20 protein-coding genes are annotated in these 19782 nt (G+C 62.1%); 6 read left to right on the plus strand and 14 right to left on the minus strand.

The genetic code is table 11. The features are described 5' to 3' along the window. Positions 1 to 516: 516 nt before the first annotated feature. Together K4G67_RS11315 and K4G67_RS11320 are read left to right on the plus strand one after the other, a co-directional pair. Entirely contained in the window at positions 517 to 1698 is a 1182-nt protein-coding gene (locus K4G67_RS11315; RefSeq protein WP_239806469.1) for a zinc-dependent alcohol dehydrogenase, read from the plus strand. A gap of 361 nt (positions 1699 to 2059) precedes the next feature. Next, positions 2060 to 2593, plus strand: coding sequence for a Rossmann-fold NAD(P)-binding domain-containing protein (locus K4G67_RS11320; RefSeq protein ID WP_476695957.1), 534 nt, complete (start codon positions 2060 to 2062; stop codon positions 2591 to 2593). Between the two features lie 132 nt (positions 2594 to 2725). On the opposite strand, the gene ygiD is transcribed toward K4G67_RS11320, so the two are convergent. Together ygiD and K4G67_RS11330 are read right to left on the minus strand one after the other, a co-directional pair. Beyond that, positions 2726 to 3577, minus strand: coding sequence for a 4,5-DOPA-extradiol-dioxygenase (gene ygiD, locus K4G67_RS11325; protein ID WP_239806471.1), 852 nt, complete (start codon positions 3575 to 3577; stop codon positions 2726 to 2728). A gap of 324 nt (positions 3578 to 3901) precedes the next feature. Beyond that, a complete protein-coding gene (locus K4G67_RS11330; RefSeq protein ID WP_239806472.1) occupies positions 3902 to 4480 on the minus strand; it encodes a TetR/AcrR family transcriptional regulator in 579 nt (192 codons plus the stop codon). Positions 4481 to 4618: 138 nt separating this feature from the next. Between K4G67_RS11330 and K4G67_RS11335 the strand changes: the two genes are divergently transcribed. The 3 genes from K4G67_RS11335 (at position 4619) to K4G67_RS11345 (ending at position 9625) form a co-directional block, all read left to right on the plus strand. Continuing rightward, complete coding sequence (locus tag K4G67_RS11335) at positions 4619 to 5608, plus strand: zinc-dependent alcohol dehydrogenase family protein (protein WP_239806473.1); 990 nt, start codon at positions 4619 to 4621, stop codon at positions 5606 to 5608. 69 nt (positions 5609 to 5677) lie between these two features. Next, positions 5678 to 6787, plus strand: coding sequence for an S-(hydroxymethyl)glutathione dehydrogenase/class III alcohol dehydrogenase (locus K4G67_RS11340; RefSeq protein WP_239806474.1), 1110 nt, complete (start codon positions 5678 to 5680; stop codon positions 6785 to 6787). A 177-nt stretch (positions 6788 to 6964) separates the two neighbouring features. After that, entirely contained in the window at positions 6965 to 9625 is a 2661-nt protein-coding gene (locus K4G67_RS11345; RefSeq protein ID WP_239806475.1) for an excinuclease ABC subunit UvrA, read from the plus strand. 256 nt (positions 9626 to 9881) lie between these two features. Here the strand turns inward: K4G67_RS11345 and K4G67_RS11350 are convergent, their stop codons facing one another. The 9 genes from K4G67_RS11350 to K4G67_RS11390 form a co-directional block, all read right to left on the minus strand. Next, on the minus strand, positions 9882 to 10427 hold the full coding sequence (locus K4G67_RS11350; protein ID WP_239806476.1) for a type 1 glutamine amidotransferase domain-containing protein: 546 nt from the start codon (positions 10425 to 10427) through the stop codon (positions 9882 to 9884). Positions 10428 to 10455: 28 nt separating this feature from the next. Continuing rightward, positions 10456 to 10599: a hypothetical protein gene (locus K4G67_RS11355; protein WP_239806477.1), complete on the minus strand. Its 144-nt coding sequence runs from the start codon at positions 10597 to 10599 to the stop codon at positions 10456 to 10458. Positions 10600 to 10687: 88 nt separating this feature from the next. Further along, positions 10688 to 11107 (minus strand): GlcG/HbpS family heme-binding protein, encoded by a 420-nt coding sequence (locus K4G67_RS11360; protein ID WP_239806478.1) that lies wholly within the window; start codon positions 11105 to 11107, stop codon positions 10688 to 10690. A gap of 110 nt (positions 11108 to 11217) precedes the next feature. After that, entirely contained in the window at positions 11218 to 11511 is a 294-nt protein-coding gene (locus K4G67_RS11365; RefSeq protein WP_239806479.1) for a putative quinol monooxygenase, read from the minus strand. A 111-nt stretch (positions 11512 to 11622) separates the two neighbouring features. After that, positions 11623 to 12363: an SDR family oxidoreductase gene (locus K4G67_RS11370; protein ID WP_239806480.1), complete on the minus strand. Its 741-nt coding sequence runs from the start codon at positions 12361 to 12363 to the stop codon at positions 11623 to 11625. Between the two features lie 76 nt (positions 12364 to 12439). Next, the gene (locus tag K4G67_RS11375) at positions 12440 to 13591 is read right to left on the minus strand and encodes an L-dopachrome tautomerase-related protein (protein ID WP_239806481.1); all 1152 of its coding nucleotides are present in this window, start codon (positions 13589 to 13591) and stop codon (positions 12440 to 12442) included. Continuing rightward, positions 13588 to 14694: an NADH:flavin oxidoreductase/NADH oxidase gene (locus K4G67_RS11380; RefSeq protein WP_420830029.1), complete on the minus strand. Its 1107-nt coding sequence runs from the start codon at positions 14692 to 14694 to the stop codon at positions 13588 to 13590. Before K4G67_RS11380 ends, K4G67_RS11375 begins: the two co-directional genes overlap by 4 nt. Beyond that, a complete protein-coding gene (locus K4G67_RS11385) occupies positions 14694 to 15152 on the minus strand; it encodes a VOC family protein (protein ID WP_239806488.1) in 459 nt (152 codons plus the stop codon). The genes K4G67_RS11380 and K4G67_RS11385 overlap by 1 nt, the downstream gene beginning before the upstream one ends. Continuing rightward, positions 15152 to 15961 carry a type 1 glutamine amidotransferase domain-containing protein gene (locus K4G67_RS11390; protein ID WP_239806483.1) on the minus strand — a complete coding sequence of 270 codons (810 nt, stop codon included), beginning with the start codon at positions 15959 to 15961 and terminating at the stop codon, positions 15152 to 15154. Before K4G67_RS11390 ends, K4G67_RS11385 begins: the two co-directional genes overlap by 1 nt. Positions 15962 to 16057: 96 nt before the next feature. Between K4G67_RS11390 and K4G67_RS11395 the strand changes: the two genes are divergently transcribed. Further along, entirely contained in the window at positions 16058 to 16936 is an 879-nt protein-coding gene (locus tag K4G67_RS11395; protein ID WP_239806484.1) for a LysR family transcriptional regulator, read from the plus strand. A gap of 483 nt (positions 16937 to 17419) precedes the next feature. Here the strand turns inward: K4G67_RS11395 and K4G67_RS11400 are convergent, their stop codons facing one another. From K4G67_RS11400 to K4G67_RS11410, 3 genes are all read right to left on the minus strand, one after another. Further along, positions 17420 to 17737 (minus strand): winged helix-turn-helix domain-containing protein, encoded by a 318-nt coding sequence (locus K4G67_RS11400; RefSeq protein WP_239806485.1) that lies wholly within the window; start codon positions 17735 to 17737, stop codon positions 17420 to 17422. Further along, positions 17734 to 18069 carry a hypothetical protein gene (locus K4G67_RS11405; RefSeq protein ID WP_239806486.1) on the minus strand — a complete coding sequence of 112 codons (336 nt, stop codon included), beginning with the start codon at positions 18067 to 18069 and terminating at the stop codon, positions 17734 to 17736. The genes K4G67_RS11400 and K4G67_RS11405 overlap by 4 nt, the downstream gene beginning before the upstream one ends. A 110-nt stretch (positions 18070 to 18179) precedes the next feature. Then, complete coding sequence (locus K4G67_RS11410; protein ID WP_239806487.1) at positions 18180 to 19001, minus strand: CPBP family intramembrane glutamic endopeptidase; 822 nt, start codon at positions 18999 to 19001, stop codon at positions 18180 to 18182. Positions 19002 to 19782: the final 781 nt, after the last annotated feature.

The following is a 19782-nucleotide window of genomic DNA, read 5'->3' on the forward strand; positions in this document are numbered from 1 at the left end:
GACACCCAGTTCCTAATTCAGATCAGAGGCTTAGGCCACTCCCGCTAACCCTTTAGGACCGGTCCAGTGAATACGACGGGTTAGTATTCGAAAAAGCGCACAGCGGAGCTCGCCTCCGCGCTCACACCATCTTTTTTGGGTCGGAAGAGGATCTTCGGTCCTGGCAGCAGTATCGTAGACCATAGACATTCGCCGGATAATCTAGATTTCCGCCCTTCAGTCATCGCTTCCGATGCCGCGAGGTGTGTCAAGCACGCTACCATTGAAGAAGCCTGGCACCGGCATAAGCACTTGCAAGCGATGACAAACTACTGGTGTCATTGCAGGTTGAGAGGACAGTCAATTGTGATGGTGCTGTCAGTCCCATTTCGGCAACTCGATCGATGGCATCAAGCAAAGCGTAAAAAACGCCTCGGTCGATCCCAACCCAATGGCTGTCTAACATCTGCCACACTAGGAACTTCTGAGGTTTGAAAGGGTAGAAGGAATAACCGAATTCATCGAAAAGGCCCAAATATGCGCGCATTAGTCTGGAACGGAACGAACGACATCCGCTGCGAAACGGTCGACGATCCTCGCATCGAGGATCCCCGGGACTGCATTCTCAAGGTCAGTTCGACCGCGATCTGCGGCTCCGACCTGCATCTGATGGATGGTGTCGTTCCCAAGATGAAACAGGGCGATATCCTGGGCCACGAATTCATGGGCGAAGTCGTCGAGGTCGGTGCGGATGTCAAAAGGTTGAAGGTCGGCGACCGGGTGGTGGTGCCCTTCACCATATCCTGCGGCGAATGCTGGTTCTGCCAGCGTGAAATGTATTCTCTGTGCGATACGACCAATCGCACCGCGGAAAACGCGCGCGCGGCCATGGGCCACGCTCCTGCCGGACTTTTCGGCTATTCCCATCTGACCGGTGGCTATTCCGGCGGTCAGGCAGAATATGTCAGGGTGCCCCACGCCGATGTCGGTCCGATCAAGCTGGAAAACGACCTACCGGACGACAAGGTGCTGTTCTTGTCCGATATCTTTCCGACTGGCTGGATGGCGGCGGAAAACGCCATCGGCGATGAAAAGGGCAAAACCGTTGCGGTGTGGGGAGCAGGACCGGTCGGCCAGTTCGCGGTGCGCAGCGCGTGGATGATGGGAGCGGAACGGGTCATCGTGATCGACCGGGTGCCTGAAAGGCTGGCACTCGCCGCGAGCTACGGCAAGGCCGAAACCATCGATTACAGCCAGACCGACGTCAAGGAGGCGCTAGACGAGATGACGGGTGGCCGGGGACCGGATGCAGGCATCGACGCGGTCGGCGCTGAGGCCCACGGGCACGGCGTGCTGGGCGATATCAAGGACAAGGTCGAGCTGCACACCACCGGCATGTCCGACCAGCCGTTTGCGCTGCAGGAAATGGTCATGTCGGTGCGCAAGGGCGGGACGCTGTCCGTCCCCGGCGTCTATGCCGATAAGGTGACGTTCCCGATCGGGCCTTTCATGAACAAGGGGCTCACCATGAAATCGGGACAGACACACATGCAGCGCTACCTCGCGCCACTACTGAAGCGGGTCGAGGCGGGCGAGATCGACCTGTCGGAAATCATCACCCATCGCGGCGACCTGAAGGACGGTCCGGATTTCTACAAGACTTTCCGCGACAAGCACGACGGTTGCATCAAGTGCGTGATGAAGCCGGAGGAGCTATGATTCAGGTACCGGTTATCTGAGACTGAATGAACTAACCTTCAAGCAAGGAGTCGGACGTCCGATCGATCGTGAGCTCGCCTCAATAAGGTCGGCGGGCCGCCACGGCGTCGGTGCGGTTGTGATCGAGCTAGCGATCGGCGGGCATGAGGATGAGCAGCTTTTGGTTGTGGAAGCGCGAGGCCTTTTTAGAAGCGTCGGTCATGGTCATCGAATAGCAACGCCCCATTCGTCGCTGTCGCGCTAGATACCGGCGCATACGAGCTCGTTGCCATCGGGGTGGTCGAACCAGATACGGTCTTTAGCGTCCTTTGGTCCTTCGACATCGTAAAAGGATGAAACGGGTACCAGGCAGCGGCGGCGAATGGGCAGTACGTCACGGCAGAGGACGTCGGTACGACCCTTAAGACATGGCGCTGGTGCGAACACATACGGCCCATGTCGCCGGGTTACCGGCGTCGGCGGCGATCCATCGCCATGGACCGCGCGTGGGGTCTTTCTTTCGATGGAGCTTGCCGCCAACCGAAGGCTGCATCGTCCACTGTCCGACTGCACGATCGCCATTCAAGGCGTCGGTCATGTTGGCGTCGCACTCGTGCAGATGCTGCACCAGGCAGGGGCGCAATTGCTGGTGTCCGATGTTAACGCCGCCGCGGCAGCGCGCGTGGCCAACGCAACCGGCGCCACCGTCGTTAGTGCCGCCGGCATCCTCTCGGCTAAGGCGGACATATTCGCTCCCTGTGCGCTGGGCGGCGTGATCGACGCATTGGCGGCGGGCAAATTCCGTGCGAAGGTCCTCAGCGGGTGCGCAGCGCCCACAGCTGATGGTCGAGAAAATCCGCGGCATGATCCTCGTCAGTTCGGTCGAACACGTCCTTTAGGAAGGCAAAATCATTAGGCGCGACTTCGCGAGCCGAGAGGGCAGAGCCAGGATTCCGACATGTTCCCGTGTTCAAGGATCAAGACGAACTCCGACGTTTCGCATGTTCCGTCCTGACTTCATCATGCCTGTCCGCCGTGTGCCGAGGGATCATGTATTCGTCTGGTCGGCAGGCACATCACTCGGCAAGTTGGCCGCGCCCGTTTTTTCGGAGCATGCCAAACCTTCAGTGCCAAGACCGTAACAGGTCATGGACACTGAACCCATCGAATAGCCGCGCACCAGCGGATCAAGGGTTTCGTTGCTGGCGACCGCCATTCCGGCAAGATAAAGCAGCGGAACGAAATGGTCGGGCGTGGGAACCGCGGCGGCATAATCGGGATGCTCCACAAGGCGCAGCAGATCGCCCGGGTTTTCTGCCAGTTGGCGAACCGCTGCTTCGTCGAAACGCTCTGCCCAGTCGAACGCAAAGTCGGGCTGGTTCCAGCGCACGGCTCGGAGGTTGTGAACGACATTTCCGCTAGCGACCACCAGGATGCCGCGGTCCTGCAAGGCTGCCAGTCTTGCGCCAAGGTCAAGATGATAGCTCAGCGGCTTGAGCGCGTTGATCGAGAGCTGCACCACCGGGATGTCGGCCTCAGGGTAGAGGTGCGCGAGCACCGACCACGTTCCGTGATCGAGACCCCACTGATCCTGGTCGAGACCCACCCACTCGGGCTTCACCAGCTCAACGATCTCTTTCGCGAGGTCCGGATCGCCCTCGGCCGGATATTCAAAGTCGAACAACTCCTGTGGGAAACCGTAGAAATCGTGGATTGTGCGAGGGCGTGCCATGGCCGTCACCGCCGTGGCACCGAAATACCAATGTGCAGAAACCACGAGGATCGCCTTGGGGCGGGGCAACTCAGTCCCGAATGCCCGCCAGGCCGAGGTGTAGCCATTGCTCTCGAGCGTGTTCATCGGGCTTCCGTGGCCGATAAAGAGTGCGGGCATCAGATCCATAAGAAGACTCCTAGTGGTTCACCTTGCTGCGCGAAGGCTTGCGAAGTGATACTTCACGCGCCAGTGGCAGGCTCAACAAGTTTAAATTCGGCTTCTACCGCCGATCCGGTTTGCGCTTTGTTCCTTCGAGCGACAATATCGTCATCTGACGCTAAAGCATCTCGAGTGGACGGCGGTCGCGTGGCCTGGGAAATGCCGCGTCGAGTGTCGCAAGAACCACTTCCCCGCCGGCAATGTCACGTGTTTCATGTGCTTTCGTCCTATGAGATGAGTTCGACTGTTCGGTCGCGGGAGGCGGATTGGCAGATGACCACCATGTAACGATCATATCGCGGCCGGCCATCGATCGAGCGCCATTTTGGCGATGGAGAGCAGTTCGTCGATCGTAGCGCCGTCGCGCGCCTGAACGGACATGCCTTCCATGACCGTATTGATGAATTTGCCTAGCACGGCCGGATCGGTGTCGGCCGCAAGCTCGCCCTGAGCGGCGCCGCGTTGCAGACGCTCGATCAGGAGGGCCTCCGCCGCGAGACGCTTGTCGCGCAGAAGGCATTCGATGGTGGCGGACGCCGGCGAAACGGCTGCAGCTGCCGAATACATGAAGCAGCCGGCCGGCGTTCCAGGTTCCGAGAATGAAGACGCCGCTCGTTCCAGCAGGCCTTTGACGGCCTCGTAGGTGGACAACGCCGGATCGTTTATGGGTGCATAGAGATGGACGCTGAACGTCGCGGCGTAGCGCTCGATCACCGCCGCAAACAGCCCCGCCTTGTTGCCAAACGCTGCATAGAGGCTGGCGGCGGCGACGCCAGTCTCCGCCACCAGATCGGCCATCGATGTCGCCTCGTAGCCGCGCTGCCAGAACAGCCGCACCGCCTTGTCGAGCGCAGCGTCAGTGTCGAACACTCGAGGGCGACCTGCGCGGCGACGGGCTTTCGTCTCTGTCATCTCTGGTGCACGATATGGAACGATCGATAAATAATATCTTGAAACTGGTGGTTCGCACCCTTACAGAACGATCATTCAATAATCAAGGAGCCTCCAATGAGCCGCATTGTCCGTATCCACGAATATGGCGACGCCAGCGTCCTCAGGATTGAAGATGTGGCAGTCCCCGCGCCCGCGGTCGACGAAGTGCAGATCGCGGTGAAGGCGATAGGCATAAACCGCGCCGAGGTGATGTTCCGCAACCATGCCTACCTTCAGGAAGCCGAGTTCCCGAGCCGCCTTGGCTATGAGGCTGCCGGCACTGTCGCTGCGGTCGGCGCGGACGTGACCGGGTTTGCGGAAGGCGAAGCCGTCAGCGTCATCCCCCCGCTCGATATCGCGCGCTGGGGCACTTATGGGGAAGTCGCCAACGTGCCCGCCCGCCTCGTCGTCAAGCATCCGGCGGCGCTGTCGTTCGAGGAAGCGGCGGCCGTGTGGATGCAGTATGTCACCGCCTGGGGTGCGCTGGTGGAGCAGGCGAAGCTCGGCGAGGGCGATTTCGTCATCGTCACTGCTGCCTCCAGCAGCGTCGGCCTTGCTGCCTTCCAGATTGCGCGGATGGTCGGCGCGACGGTCATCGCGACGACGCGTACCGGCGCCAAGCGCCAGTCCCTGATCGATGCCGGTGCACATCATGTCGTCGCGACCGAGGAAGAGGACCTGGTAGCGAGGGTGATGGAGATAACCGATGGTCAGGGTGCGCGCGTGGTGCTCGATCCGGTCGGAGGCCCGTCGTTCGAGCCGCTGACCGAAAGCATGGCACGCGGCGGCATCCTGCTCCAATACGGCGCGCTCAGCGGTGAGCCGACGCCGTTCCCGTTGTTCTCCGTGTTGGGCAAGAGCCTCACGCTCAAGGGGTATCTCTACAGCGAGATCGTGTCGGACGATGCCGCCCTCGATCGCGCCATGGCGTTCATCGTGGCGGGTCTGGAATCGGGCGCGCTCAAGCCGCGGATCGCGCGCACCTTCCCGCTCGACGCCATCCAGGACGCGCACCGCTTCCTCGAATCGAACGACCAGATCGGCAAAGTCGTCGTTACGGTCTGACCGGCATAGCGGCGCTGACGCAACGGACTCGCACCAGCAATCAGTTTAACTCAACGAAGGTATCCCAACATGAAATCTCGCGCCGCTGTTGCCTTCGAGGCCGGCAAGCCCCTCGAAATCGTCGAAATCGATGTCGCCCCACCGCAAAAAGGCGAAGTCCTCATACGGGTGACGCACACCGGTGTGTGCCACACCGACGCGTACACGCTGGAGGGGAGTGATCCGGAGGGTGTTTTCCCGGTGGTTCTGGGCCACGAGGGCGCGGGCATCGTTGTCGAGGTCGGTGAAGGCGTCACTAGCGTCGTGCCGGGCGATCACGTGATTCCGCTCTACACTGCCGAGTGCGGCAAGTGCGACTTCTGCCTGTCGGGCAAGACCAACCTGTGCGTCGCTGTCCGCGAAACGCAGGGCAAGGGCTTGATGCCCGATGGGACCACCCGCTTTTCGTACAATGGCCAGCCCCTCTATCATTACATGGGCTGTTCAACCTTCAGTGAATATACTGTCGTCGCAGAAGTCTCGCTCGCCAAGATCAATCCCGAGGCAAACCCCGAACATGTCTGCCTGCTCGGCTGCGGCGTCACGACCGGCATCGGCGCAGTCCACAATACCGCCAAGGTCCAGCCCGGAGACTCGGTCGCCGTGTTCGGACTCGGCGGCATCGGCCTCGCGGCGATTCAGGGTGCGCGCCAGGCGAAGGCGGGTCGCATCATCGCCATCGACACCAATCCGTCCAAGTTCGAGCTGGCACGCCAGTTCGGTGCGACCGAGTGCATCAACCCCAAGGATCATGATAAGCCCATCCAGCAAGTGCTGATCGAGATGACGGGCTGGGGCATCGATCATACCTTCGAGTGCATCGGCAACGTCCACGTCATGCGCGCCGCGCTTGAATCAGCGCACCGTGGCTGGGGTCAATCGATCGTGATCGGCGTTGCCGGCGCGGGCGAGGAAATCTCCACCCGCCCATTCCAGCTCGTCACGGGCCGCGTATGGAAGGGGTCCGCTTTCGGCGGCGTCAAGGGACGGACACAGCTTCCCAGCATGGTCGAGGACGCGATGAGAGGCGATATCGATCTGGCCCCGTTCGTAACCCACACGATGGGTTTGGAGGAGATCAACGAGGCCTTCGAGCTGATGCACGAAGGCAAGTCGATCCGCTCGGTCATTCACTACTGACCGGTCGATGCGAAGCGGCGCGAAGCGCCCGGATCGACAATTCGGCCGTCATCATGGCCCGACCCCGGCCATGATGACGCGCGCTCTGGCAAATGGGCAACGCGTCGCGATGCATTCATCTTTTTCCCGACCGTGATGAACCACGGGCCCACGGGCGAATAAGGCAGGAAGACTGAAGTGAAGAGCAAGGATATTCACGCGACGACGCCGGCCACCGATCATGGGCATACGGGGCCGCCCGCTTGCGTGCAGGTTCGCGGCGCGCGCCAGAATAACCTCAAGAATATTGACGTCGATGTACCGCGCGACGCCTTCGTGGTGTTCACCGGCATATCGGGCTCGGGCAAGTCATCGCTCGCGTTCGGCACCCTCTATGCCGAAGCCCAGCGGCGTTACCTGGAATCGGTTGCGCCCTATGCCCGTCGGCTGATCGACCAGGCCGGGGTTCCGGAAGTCGACGCGATCGACGGTTTGCCGCCTGCGGTCGCGTTGCAGCAGCAGCGCGGTTCGGCCAACGCGCGATCCTCGGTCGGCAGCGTGACGACGCTATCCAGCCTGGTGCGGATGCTTTATTCGCGCGTCGGCGAATATCCGCGCAATCAACCCATGCTCTATGCGGAGGATTTCTCCCCCAACACGGTCGCCGGCGCCTGCCCGACGTGTCACGGCATCGGGCGCGTCTATGACGCGACCGAAGAGACCATGGTTCCTGACGACAGCCTCACCATTCGCGAGCGGGCGATCGCCGCCTGGCCGACCGCCTGGCATGGCCAGAACCTGCGCGATATCCTCGTTTCGCTCGGCTATGACGTCGATACCCCGTGGCGCGACCTGCCGAAAAAGGATCGCGAGTGGATCCTCTTCACTGAAGAGGCGCCGACGGTGCCGGTCTATGCGGGCCTGACGCCCGAACAGACCCGGACGGCGCTCAAGCGCGGCATGGAACCGAGCTACCAGGGCACCTTCACCGGCGCGCGCCGTTATGTGCTGGAAACCTTCGCCAACACTAAAAGCGCGCTGATGAAGAAGCGCGTCTCGCAATATATCATCGGCCGCGATTGCCCGACCTGCGACGGCAAGCGCCTGAAGCGCGAAGCCCTGTCCGTGAAGTTCGCGGGCCTCGACATCGCCGAGTTCGGCGACCTGACGGTGTTGAAACTCCGGGACTTGCTCACGCCCGTCGCGCATGGCGAATACGGGGGCGCCGCGGCGGTCCCGAAGGGCCATGTCGTCGGCAAGGCGGCCCGCGATGCGGCGGTCGAACGGCGAGTCGCGGCAGGAGGTTCGGCGCACAAGGCTGCGCCCGACGTGCGCCGCACGCCCAATCTTTCCGATGAAAAGCGGGTCGCCGCCCAACGCCTTGCCTGCGAATTGATCGAGCGGCTAGAGCCGCTGATCGATCTTGGCCTTGGCTACATTTCGCTCGACCGCAGCACGCCGACGCTCTCCTCCGGAGAGCTGCAGCGCTTGCGGCTTGCCACGCAATTGTCGTCACAGCTTTTCGGCGTGGTCTATGTGCTTGACGAGCCTTCGGCAGGGTTGCACCCGGCAGATGGTGAAGCCTTGCTCACCATCCTCGAGCGTCTCAAGGCGGCGGGCAACTCCCTGTTCGTCGTCGAACATGATCTCGACGTGATCCGCCGCGCGGAATGGCTCGTCGATGTCGGGCCTGGAGCCGGGGAAAAGGGCGGTGAAGTCCTCTACAGCGGGCCGATAGAAGGGCTTGCCGACGTCGAGACTTCGATCACCCGCCGCTACCTGTTCGCAGAGCCGCTACGCAGTGAGCGCATACCGCGCGATCCCAAGGCATGGCTACGCCTGGAAGGGATCAGGCGGAACAATCTCCATGGTCTCGACGTGGAGTTTCCCATCGGCTGCTTCACCGCTGTCACCGGCGTTTCGGGATCGGGCAAATCCAGTCTTGTCAGTCAGGCGCTGCCCGAGCTCGTCATGGAACACCTCGGCGGCTCACCCGTGGCCGAGGAGGAGGATGCCGATCCGCTGCTCGATGTTGCGCAGAACGACACTGACGGACGCATTGTCGCAGGCATGGAGCATGTTCGCAGGCTGGTGCGGGTCGATCAGAAACCGATTGGCCGCACACCGCGCTCGAACCTAGCCACCTACAGCGGCCTGTTCGACCATGTGCGACGGATCTTCGCTGATACGCCGCTCGCCCGCCGGCGGCATTACAGCCCGGGAAGGTTCTCGTTCAACGTCCCGCAAGGCCGCTGCCCTGTGTGCGAGGGCGAGGGTTACGTCATGGTGGAGCTGCTGTTCCTGCCGAGCGTTTTTGCCCCGTGCTCGACCTGTCATGGCTCTCGCTACAACCCGCAAACGCTCGAAGTCGAATGGAACGGGCGCAATATCGCCCAGGTGCTCAAACTGACGGTCGACGATGCGTGCGATTTCTTCGCTGGCGAGGCATCTGTGATGCGCTCCCTCGACGTGTTGCGGGAGATCGGTCTTGGCTATCTAAGGCTCGGTCAGCCGGCGACCGAGCTGTCTGGCGGGGAGGCGCAGCGCATCAAGCTGGCGACTGAACTGCAGCGCGCTCAACGCGGCAACACGATCTACATCCTCGACGAGCCGACTTCGGGTCTTCACCCCTCCGATGGCGACCGGCTGATGCAACACCTGCAGGGCCTCGTAGACGCCGGCAATACCGTCGTAGTCGTCGAACATGACATGCGCGCCATCGCCCAGGCGGACTGGATCATCGACCTGGGACCGGGGGCCGGGGAAGACGGGGGCCGTATCGTTGCCAGCGGCGTCCCTGGCGTCGTTGCGCAAGCGGAAGGCAGTCTCACCGCCCGCTATCTCAAGGCGGCGCTGTAGGTCCTAAATCTGGCCGAACGCACGTTCGATCAGGTGCATCTCAACCACAGATTGGAATGGGTCGAATCTGAAAAGGGAGCCGGCGAGATGTCACCGCGGATTGACGCGGCTCAGGGTTCGAGTGCCCATGAGGTGGGCCATGTTCGTGTGATACGCGGCGTGGCGGACGGCCAATCCCTGGCCATCCGCCACGCTTGCTTTGTGCAGACCTTATCCATGGAGATGGCCCTCACGTGGTTCGTCGAAACGCCCCGTCTTAATTCCCTGCTGCGATTTCCTCGACGAGTTTGGCACAGAAGGCGGGCAAATCATCGGGATCGCGGCTGGTAACAAGGCCGTTGTCGACCACGACTTCCTCATCGGTCCATTCACCGCCGGCGTTCTCGATATCGACCTTCAGCGTCGGGTAGGACGTCAAGGTGCGACCCTTGAGCACGTCCGCCTCGATCAATGTCCAGGGTGCATGGCATATGGCCGCAACAGGTTTTTTCTGATCGAAGAAAGCCCGGATGAAACCGATTGCCTCGTCGCTGCCGCGCAGCTTGTCGGCACCGACGGTCCCTCCGGGCACGACAAGTCCGTCGAAATCGTCGGCTTTGGCATCGGAAAACGTCTTGTCGATAGTATAGCTGCCGCCCTCGTCGAGATCGCCGTTGACTGTGCGCGCCTTGCCCGATTCAAAACTGACCACGGTCACTTTGCCACCAGCGTCCTCGACAGCTTGCTTGGGCTTCGAGAATTCTGGTTCTTCCGTCCCGCGGGGTGCGATCAGAATGGCGACCGATTTGCCTTCTAAAGTCATAATTTATCTCCTATTCCGTCCAAGATTGTCAGATGCCCGGCTTGAGCACGACCTTCGTCCAACCAGCATCGCGCTCGTCGAAATGCTTGAAGGCGTCTGGTGCCTGATCAAGCGGCATTCGGTGCGAGATGATTTGGGCAGGATTGGCCCGGTCTTGCTCGATAAGCCTCATCAGTCGCCGGTTGTATTGCTTTACACTGCACTGGCCAGTGCCCGAGCCCGCCGCCGTCGATTGAGCCGGTGCCGCCGCGCTCCAAGGCTCAGCCGTGCGCGAAAGCCTGCGCCGCCGCCTCGGCCACAGCCTGATCCTGCTTGCCGGTGCCGCCCGACACGCCCACCGCGCCGATCACCGTCTCGCCCTCCTTGATCGGCACGCCCCCGGCGAAGATCATCACCTTGCCGTCGTTGGAGGCATGGATGCCGTAGAAGTCGGCGCCCGGCTGGGCGAGCTTCGCCAGCGCCTTGGTCTCGACGTCGAACGCGCGCGCCGTCCACGCCTTGCTTATCGCGATGTCGACGCTGCCGCGCCACGCATCATCCATCCGCGCGAACGCCAGGAGGCAGCCGCCCGCGTCCACCACCGCGATGTTCGACGGGCTGCCGATCCGCTCGGCCTCCGCGATCCCCGCATCGATGATCGTCCGCGTGTCGTTCAGGTCGAGTGTCTGGATGGTGCGCATGGCGTGTCTCCTTGGCCAGTTCGGGGAAAGCTGTTCAGTGCACGCCGCCGGGCCCGGGGTTCCCCCCACCCGGGCGGTGAGAGCGACGCGCTAGGGTGCCGACCGCTCCGCTATTTCGCGGCCAGCAGGGTGAGCTTGTGAATCTGCGGCGGTTCGGAAAACAGTTCGTCTGCCTTGTCCATCAGTGCGGCGGCAACCTTGCCGTCAAGATGGGCCTGGCGATCTTCCTCTGTGTCGAACGTATCGAAGATCGCGTACGCACCCGGACCTTCCTCGATCGCATACCAGGTCAGAGTGCCCGGCTCAGCTTGAACGAGCGGCAATGCCGAGGTCAGGAAATCGGCGACTTCGCGCTCTTTTCCGGGCTTGGCCTTCAGCGGTACATACAGGGCAAGTTTGGGCATAATTTATTCCTCAAGTGAAACGGACAGATATTGTTCGGCAAACTAACGGACGAGCGGGCCGGCACGTTCCATAAGAGGCGGAGCACACCCGGCCCCGCCTCCTCGTCGAAATCAGAACTCCTGTGCGGTCGGCCGGATGACGATCGCATTGATGTCGACATCATCAGGCTGCTCGACAGCGAACGCGATAGCACGCGCCACCGATGCCGTCGGAATGGCCTGCTTGTAGAAGTCCAGCACCGTCTCGGCAGCCGTGCCAGAGGTCGTGAACTTCAAATCGCTTTCGACAGCTCCAGGCTCGATTGACGTGACCCGGACCTTCTCCCCCACCTCGTGGCGCAAGCCCTCACTGATCGCGCTGACGGCAAACTTGGTGCCGGAGTAGACCGTGCCGCCCGGTGCGAAGACCTTGATACCCGCAACCGAGCTCAAGTTGATAATGTGACCGCTGCCCTGCTCGAGAAAACCGGGAAGGGCCGCCGCGATGCCGTAGAGCGTACCCTTCAGATTGACGTCGATCATCTGGTCCCACTCGTCGGTGTTGACCTCGGCTATCGGACGGATCGGCATCAGCCCGGCATTGTTGATCAGCACGTCGAGGCGGCCGAAGTCGGCAATGATTGCGGCGACGACGGACTGGACCGCCGATTTGTCGGTCACGTCCAGCGCGTAGCTCCGCGCCGTGCCGCCGTTTGCGGCGATGTCCGCGACGACCTCGTCGAGCCTGTCCTTGCGCCGCGCGGCGATCGCCACCTTCGCGCCGCGTTCCGCGAGAAGCCGCGCGGTTTCCGCGCCGATACCGCTGCTGCCGCCGGTAATGAGAACGACCTTGCCTTCGATACCCTTTGTCATGATAGTATTCCTTCAAGTCAGTAGTTGATTTTTCGCCGGATCGCGGCCCCGCGCGAGCCTGCCCGGCCTGATGGGATCACTGTGAGCGCAAGAGGACGGGCCCGGCGCCCACCCGGATGCGGAGCAGCTCGTAAGGCTTGCGGCGCAAGTCCCGCCCGCCGTGGAAGCCGGGTTGGCGGTGGAGCTGGTTGGCAGTGAAGTAGAGATAGCCGTCGGTGCCGATCGACAGCGTGTCGGGCCAGCTGATGCGGGGGTCGCTGACCACCGTCGTCCAGCGGCCCTGGTCGAGCATACGGATCGCGTTATTCTCGTAATCGCCGGCGAACACGCGGTCCTTGTCGTCTTCGGCAATCCCGTCCGAGGCGCCTTTGCGCCCCAGGCTGCGGACCGCGCGGCCCAGTTCCTCTTCGGACACCGCAGGATCGCGCAGCATGGCCGTGGGGACCGCGTGCAGCGTGCGGCCCGACAGTGGACCGTAATACAGCAGGCTGCCGTCGGCGCTAAGCCCGATTGCGTCGCTCGCGATTGTTACCGGCGTCGCGGGTCCATCGGCGGGGCGGTTCATGAGCACCGCGCCGTCGACAACCGGGGTGAAGCCGGGCTCGGGGTTGGTCGTCGCATGGTTCGATAGGCGCCGGATCGCACGTCCGCTGGCGATATCGACGACGATGATGCCGCCGATCCCTTCGTTGCTGCTGTCGGTGATGTAGGCGACGCCCTCGGCGCCCTGACGCAGATCGAAGCGCACGTCGTTGAGGTAGGTCGTGGGCAGCACCACGCTGGGCGGCAGGACGATCGTCTTCACCACCCGGTCGGTCGCGAGGTCGATTGCCACCAGCTTTGCACCGCCGGCCTGCGGTTGAGAGAATTTGGGCGCCGCCGTGTCGAGCACCCACAGGCGATTGGCGCCGTCTGCCACCACGCTCTGCACCGAGATGAAATGCCCAGCCGGGTCGGCCGGATCGGGCCGATTGGTCGCGGCGTCGGGATAGGGCACCGCCTTGCCGTCGACCAGCTCGGCAACCGTGAATGGCGCGTTATCGCCCCATTGCGGAAAGTTGACGAAGATGCGCCCGTTGGGGGCGACAGTTACGCCAGTCGGCATCGCTCCATCGAAGGTCGCGACCTGTTCGATCTGGGGCGCGGATGCACCATCGCGGGTCGTCGCGCAGGCGGCAAGCGAGAGGGCAGCGCCAGCGGCAAAAAGCAGTTTGACGGAGATTTTCATGGGATCATTTCCTTGAGAATGCGGCCCGCTTCGTGGGGCTCGGACCGGAGATATTGCGGGGGCGCCTTTACCGATGCGCCAAGCGCGGCGGCGGCGTGCCAGGGCCAGCGCGGATCCCACAGCGCAGCGCGGGCTATCGCTATGGCGTCGGCATGCCCGTCTTCGAGGATGCGCTCCGCCTGGTGCGGATCGGTGATCATTCCGACCGCCACGACAGGCATGGCGACCGCGTCCTTGACCGTCCGCGCCAGCGGTACCTGATAGCCGGGGCCGACCGGGATCTGCTGGCGCGGGTCGAGCCCGCCGCTGGAAACGTGGATCGCCGCGCAACCGCGCCGCTCCAGCTCCTGCGCAAACCTTGCGGTTTCCTCCGCTGTCCAGCCGCCTTCAACCCAGTCGGTCCCGGAAACGCGAACGCTCACCGGGCGGTCGGCCGGAAACGCTTCGCGCACGGCAGCGAACACTTCGAGCGGGAAGCGCATCCGGTTGTCGAGGCTGCCGCCGTATTCGTCGCCGCGCCGGTTGGAGATCGGCGAAAGAAACTCGTGGAGCAGATAGCCATGCGCGGCGTGGATCTGGATGGCATCGATGCCGAGCCTGCCGGCGCGCCGGGCGGCATCCGCGAACGCCTCCCGGATGGGGGCAAGCCCTGACTTGTCCAGTTCGACAGGGGGATGGTCGTCGGGAGCGAAGGGAATGGCGCTGGGTGCCACGGTCTGCCAGCCATTCTGGGCATCGGGGGCGATCTGCGTTCCGCCGTGCCACGGCTTGGCGCAGCTCGCCTTGCGGCCGGCATGGGCCAGCTGGATGATCAGCGGCACGTCCGACCACCGGCGCACACTTTCGAGCACGCTTCGCATCGCCGCTTCGGTAAGGTCATCGTAGAGGCCGACGTCACCGTAGGTGATGCGCCCTTCCGGGCTGACCGCGGTCGCCTCTATCGTCAGCGCGCCCGCGCCCGAGAGCGCCAACTGGCCGAGATGCATCTGGTGCCAGTCGGTCATCGCGCCGTCGACTGCCGAATACTGGCACATCGGCGCGATGACGATGCGGTTGGCCAGCCGCAGCCCGCCAACCTCAATCGGTTCGAACAATTTCGCCATCACCATTCGCCCGTGTTGGGCATGGAGGCCCAGGGTTCGGCCGGGGCCTTGTGTTCGCCCTTCTGCAGCAGTTCGATCGAGATACCGTCCGGCGAGCGGACGAACGCCATGTATCCGTCACGCGGGGGGCGATTGATCGTCACGCCGCCCGCCTGCAGCCGCGCGCACGTTTCGTAGATGTCGTCGACCCCGTAGGCGAGGTGGCCAAAGTTTCGGCCCCCGGTATAAGTCTCGGCAGGGGTGCCGTCCTCGGGCGGCCAGTTGTACGTCAACTCGACCTCGGCATCGCCCTGCTCGCCGCCGCCGCGGAAATCCTCGTCGGCGGCAAGGTAGATCAGCGTATAACGCCCGGCCTGGTTCTCCATGCGCCGGGTCTCCTTGAGACCCAGCAGCGTGAAGAAACGGATCGCCGCCTCGGGATCGGCGACGCGCACCATGGTGTGGAGATAGCGCATGATCAGGCGACCTTGTCCTTGAGGGCTTCCATCAGGAGCTCCGCGGTGCGGGTAGCGCTGGCGGGGTTCTGGCCCGTCACCAGATTGCCGTCGCGCAGGGCGAACGGGGCAAAATCGGGGCCGCCCTCGTGGTTGCCGCCGAGTTCCTTGAGGCGCGTTTCGAGCAGGAACGGCACCGCCTGATCGAGACCGACCGCGCGTTCCTCGCTGTCCGTGAAGCCCGCGACACGGCGGCCAGCCACGAGGGGCGTGCCATCGGCCTTCTTCGCCGAGACCAGCCCTGCCGGTCCATGGCAGACGGCGGCGACGATCTTGCCTTCGCGGTCGAAGCGTTCGACCAGGCGAGCCAGTTCGTCGCTGCCGGGGTAATCGAACATGGTGCCGTGGCCGCCGGGCAGGAACAGCGCGTCGTAGCCGGCGGGATCGATGCTTGTGAATACAGGGGTGCTCGCAACCTCGGCCTTCAGGGCCTCGTCCTTCAGATAGCGTTCGACCGAAGCGTCGTTCTCGCCGTCGGCGTTGACGCTGCGCTGGTCGACGGGGATGGCGCCGCCCTTGATCGAGGCCAACGTCACCTCGGCGCCCGCATCGCGGAAGGCATAATACGGGGTGGTAAGTTCCTCGAGCCAGACACCCGTCGGTTCGGTGCCGGGAGTCATGCGGTCGGCGGAGGTGGCCACCATCAGAATGCGGGTCATCGTCAATTGTCCTTTTCCATTGATGTCGGGAACACGAGCAAACGCAACCGGCGCAGCCGCACCCGCCACAAAGAAAGCGGTGAGAGCTTTCAGCAGTTGGCGGCGATTTTGCATTCGATCGTTCCTTTCGGCGACCTAGATAGGCAGGGAACGGCATCATGAAATCCAGCAGGAATGGCGGACGGCCATAAATCCGCTTATGGAACCGGAATGTCCCTCCTGCAGTTGCGCACCTTCGTCGAAGTCTACCGCCGTCGTTCGCTGAGCGAGGCGGCTCGGGCAATCGGCATCACCCAACCGGCGGCGTCGCAGCACATCGCCTCACTCGAAGCGCAATTGGGCCGTCCCTTGTTTGATCGCCATTCGCGCGGCGTCCGACCAACAGCGATTGCCGACGATCTGGCGGCTTCGATCGGAAGCAGCCTCGATACGGCGGAATCGGCACTGGCCAGCGCGCGGGCCCGTTCGTCGCGCATCTCGGGCACGGTCCACATCGCCGCGCCGTCGGACCTGCTGGGAGAGATGATCGCGCCCCGACTGGCGCCGCTGCTGGATGCGGGGCTAGACCTGCGCCTGCATATCGGCGGGCGCGAGGCGCTCTATGCCTTGCTGCTCGAAGACAAGGTGCACCTGGCTGTCACCGCCTCGCAACCCGAAGATCCGCGGTTGGCCTTCCATGCACTGGGCGAGGAACACCTGCGCGCCGTAGCCTCGCCCGCCGTGGCGAGCCGGATTGCTGAATTGTCGCTGGTCGAAGGGCTCAATCAAACAGCCCACCTCGCCTACGATCTCGACAGGCCGCTGCTGCGAACCTGGCTCCATGCAAACCAGATCGAGCTGACCAGCCAGCCCGCCTTGACCGCGCCCGATTTGAGGGTGCTACGGTCGGGATTGTGCGCGGGCATCGGCTGGACGGTTCTGCCCGGCTATCTCACCCGCACCGAACGCGCTGCCTGCACGCTGATCGAGATACCCGCCCCGGTCACGGTGCCGCGCAATGCTTACTACCTCGTCTGGGCACGCTCATCGCTGCGACACCCGCGCGTGGCCATGGCTCGAGACGCCCTGATTGCTGCACTCCGAACATAATGGTGGCCACGCCTGTTGGGCCGTGAGCGCAATGTCGGGTCTGAACCAGTTGAGCGCTGGCTCAACGAATGGCGGCTTTCGGGATCGTCGACGACAAGGCAGAGCCGCCGGATTGAGGGCGCAAAGCGGCCATTGCGCTAAATGCAACTACCGGCCACGACAAGTTGAGCAGGTTAGATATACCTACACTCGCTCAGAAAAGAGCTGTGGAAGACTGCCGAAATGGCTGGAAAGGGGCCGGGAGGAGACTGTCCGGTTTCGGAAAGCAAGCGCCAAAAAGCAGACGGTCAGCGAGTCCGCTTCTATGAAAGCTCCAGCCCTCTGTTGCGGACGTTCAGCGCACTCCCATAAACTGGCAATGGAAGCCCAAAGTGGCGTGAACGGGCAGAGGTTCGCCGTTCGGCCATTTCGGCCTCAAACCGCCCAATTGCCCCGCGACCTGGGCATTCAGTTCGACAGCTTCATAATTGTCCTCAGTTTCATCTAGTCCGAAGCAATCTCACCGATCTTCTCGTCGGCCACCGTGATCATTTCCTGGAGCGCCTTCACGTGCTGCTGAAAGGCCCGTCGGCCCTTAGACGTGAGCGCTGCCCAAGTTCGCCGGCGGCCGTTCCGGGGCGCTTTCTTGATCGATACATAGCCCGCTTCTGACAGTGTCGAGAGATGTTTCGAAAGAGCCGAGTCACTCACCTCGATGACGTCTCGAATGACCGAGAATTCGGCTTCGTCGGCGCGGAGAAGAATTGCTGCGATCTGCAGGCGCGCGGAAGCGTTGAACATCTCGTCGAGACCCACGCTCATAACCTCCCTTCACGCACATCTCTGCGATACACCCGTTCCCAGATCCAGCTGAGTCCCGATGTCCCGAGAGCGACGATTGACAACGTCACCCAGAACCATGGATCGTCGGTCGGGTCCTCGAACTGGGTGAGGACGATGACCAGCGCGGATAGGTTCAGGACGATGATCGCTGCTACGATCCACACGGTCCTGCCTCGTTGATATCCGCTCACGAACATGCCGTGACGCTTCTTATCGTCCCGGACAATCAACAACATCAGGACCATTGCCGTCACGAAGACTACGGCTGCGACATCACGAGGGAGAGCTACTGCCGCGACAATCAGCGTCATGAGCAATCCACCGGCAAAATGCCTCCAGATCGGCCACCTCATTCGTCTCGCCAGACGATCATTCGTGGACTCGAGAGCTGCCAGTGCGTCCCGTGGGTCCTCAGAGTTGTTCATGTGCTTACCTCTGTCTCGACAACCGTAGCTGCTCCTGACGGCATTGCTGGCAAGGCCCCCTCACTCGCCTCGGCACTTGCACGTCGCCTAACCAGATACTGAGAAACCAGAGGCCTGATCACCAGGCCGATCATATCGATGAGCACGTGCATCGCAATCGGCTTGATGACGGATCCGCTCGAGAGATAGAGCCAGAAGAAGAGCGCACCCATCGCACTGGTCGCGAGAACGCCCTTCCAACCCTGATACCAGTGCGCCAATCCGAATGCCGCGATCGAGATCGTCAGCGACGCCCATACTGATCCGGTAGCTTCCAGCACCAACAGCGGAAGGGCGGCGCGATAGAAGATCTCCTCGCTGATGCCGGCGTTCAGAGCCAGAGGGATGCAGCATGCCACCTCCTTTCCGTTGCGCGGCAAAAGAGCTTCAATGTCGCCGACCACCGGTTGTGACATCTTCTTCAACCGCCGACGCCAGATCACTGCCGTGATGGTAAGGCCTAGAAGCAAGCCACTGGCCATTCCGAGCACCGTTTCAAAGCTGGAACCTTCGGGTTCCGAAACTGCCTCGAAGGGAGCGATCAATGGCGCGAATTCAACGGGCAGAGAGTATAGTAAGTCCAGTCTCCCGAAGGTCAGCAGCACGGCTAATCCACCGACACCGAAAAGCGCCATCGGAACGAAAGTCCACCGGCGGTAAAAGCGCACCCGGTCCGCGCTGGAATCAAACTTCTTGAAAGCTGCGTAGTCGCGCGAATCGCGCCAAGACATCCACGCGAGCCCGCACAGCACGACCAGAAGGACCAAACTGTCTACCAACACCATTGCCAAACCCTCACTTTCTTCGAAGGAAAATGACTAGATGCGACTTTCCTTCGAGGCAAGTCAGAACTTTCCTCCTTGGAAAATGACCTACACGCGACAGTGCGCGGGTAACCTGATGGCAGGAGATAAGCGGGGGTTCTGAAGTAAGGCTGGTTCTTTCAATCGTTATCGATCGACAATTATCTGTCGCGACGCCCGCTTTCGAAAGCTCGTTCGATGATCATCTCTTGACCAAAATTAGGGCGCGAAGCAGACAAAAATCGACCGCGTCATTTGGTGCCGCAGAATCAATTTTAAGTCCCGAAAAAGGCATCGAACCAGTGCATTAGACGGTTTTTGCGGGCCTTTTGCGGTCCTTTGGCTCAGTCCGAATTACCTAAGCAGCTGAATATAAATCTAAAAAGAGCTCGTATGTGATGCCTCTTCTGGCACCATTTATTTTCAACATTGGGCATACCGCCATTCGCCGGCTTACCGCAGCGGTGCCCTCGATGGTTCTCGGCGCTGGCCGCCGCTTCGATTGCTGCCTTGGCAATTGCATCATTATGTCGGGATTATGGCCCGTCGCGCTCCTGGGTCAGGAAACCTCCTTCGTTCCGCGCATTATAGAGGATAGCCGTCTCGGCACAGGAGGATGAATTGAGAACGCATGCTACGCGGCCGGGGGCAGGTTTTGCACCATTGCACGGGATTGTTCGCCGTCAGCACCAATGGCACAGATTTACGGTTGTAGATTAAGGAGGATTTGGGTCTCGTCGTAGTGACGAAGGAACGA

Source organism: Croceicoccus hydrothermalis, assembly GCF_022378335.1.
Lineage (GTDB): Bacteria > Pseudomonadota > Alphaproteobacteria > Sphingomonadales > Sphingomonadaceae > Croceicoccus > Croceicoccus hydrothermalis.

What these genes read in the sequence shown, in the direction of transcription:
- K4G67_RS11315 (WP_239806469.1), top strand. Translation starts at nt 517, where the DNA reads ATGCGCGCATTAGTCTGGAACGGAACGAACGACATCCGCTGCGAAACG.
- K4G67_RS11320 (WP_476695957.1), top strand. Translation starts at nt 2,060, where the DNA reads ATGGGCAGTACGTCACGGCAGAGGACGTCGGTACGACCCTTAAGACAT.
- ygiD (WP_239806471.1), bottom strand. Translation starts at nt 3,577, where the DNA reads ATGGATCTGATGCCCGCACTCTTTATCGGCCACGGAAGCCCGATGAAC.
- K4G67_RS11335 (WP_239806473.1), top strand. Translation starts at nt 4,619, where the DNA reads ATGAGCCGCATTGTCCGTATCCACGAATATGGCGACGCCAGCGTCCTC.
- K4G67_RS11340 (WP_239806474.1), top strand. Translation starts at nt 5,678, where the DNA reads ATGAAATCTCGCGCCGCTGTTGCCTTCGAGGCCGGCAAGCCCCTCGAA.
- K4G67_RS11350 (WP_239806476.1), bottom strand. Translation starts at nt 10,427, where the DNA reads ATGACTTTAGAAGGCAAATCGGTCGCCATTCTGATCGCACCCCGCGGG.
- K4G67_RS11355 (WP_239806477.1), bottom strand. Translation starts at nt 10,599, where the DNA reads ATGAGGCTTATCGAGCAAGACCGGGCCAATCCTGCCCAAATCATCTCG.
- K4G67_RS11360 (WP_239806478.1), bottom strand. Translation starts at nt 11,107, where the DNA reads ATGCGCACCATCCAGACACTCGACCTGAACGACACGCGGACGATCATC.
- K4G67_RS11365 (WP_239806479.1), bottom strand. Translation starts at nt 11,511, where the DNA reads ATGCCCAAACTTGCCCTGTATGTACCGCTGAAGGCCAAGCCCGGAAAA.
- K4G67_RS11370 (WP_239806480.1), bottom strand. Translation starts at nt 12,363, where the DNA reads ATGACAAAGGGTATCGAAGGCAAGGTCGTTCTCATTACCGGCGGCAGC.
- K4G67_RS11375 (WP_239806481.1), bottom strand. Translation starts at nt 13,591, where the DNA reads ATGAAAATCTCCGTCAAACTGCTTTTTGCCGCTGGCGCTGCCCTCTCG.
- K4G67_RS11380 (WP_420830029.1), bottom strand. Translation starts at nt 14,694, where the DNA reads ATGGCGAAATTGTTCGAACCGATTGAGGTTGGCGGGCTGCGGCTGGCC.
- K4G67_RS11390 (WP_239806483.1), bottom strand. Translation starts at nt 15,961, where the DNA reads ATGCAAAATCGCCGCCAACTGCTGAAAGCTCTCACCGCTTTCTTTGTG.
- K4G67_RS11395 (WP_239806484.1), top strand. Translation starts at nt 16,058, where the DNA reads ATGTCCCTCCTGCAGTTGCGCACCTTCGTCGAAGTCTACCGCCGTCGT.
- K4G67_RS11400 (WP_239806485.1), bottom strand. Translation starts at nt 17,737, where the DNA reads ATGAGCGTGGGTCTCGACGAGATGTTCAACGCTTCCGCGCGCCTGCAG.
- K4G67_RS11405 (WP_239806486.1), bottom strand. Translation starts at nt 18,069, where the DNA reads ATGACGCTGATTGTCGCGGCAGTAGCTCTCCCTCGTGATGTCGCAGCC.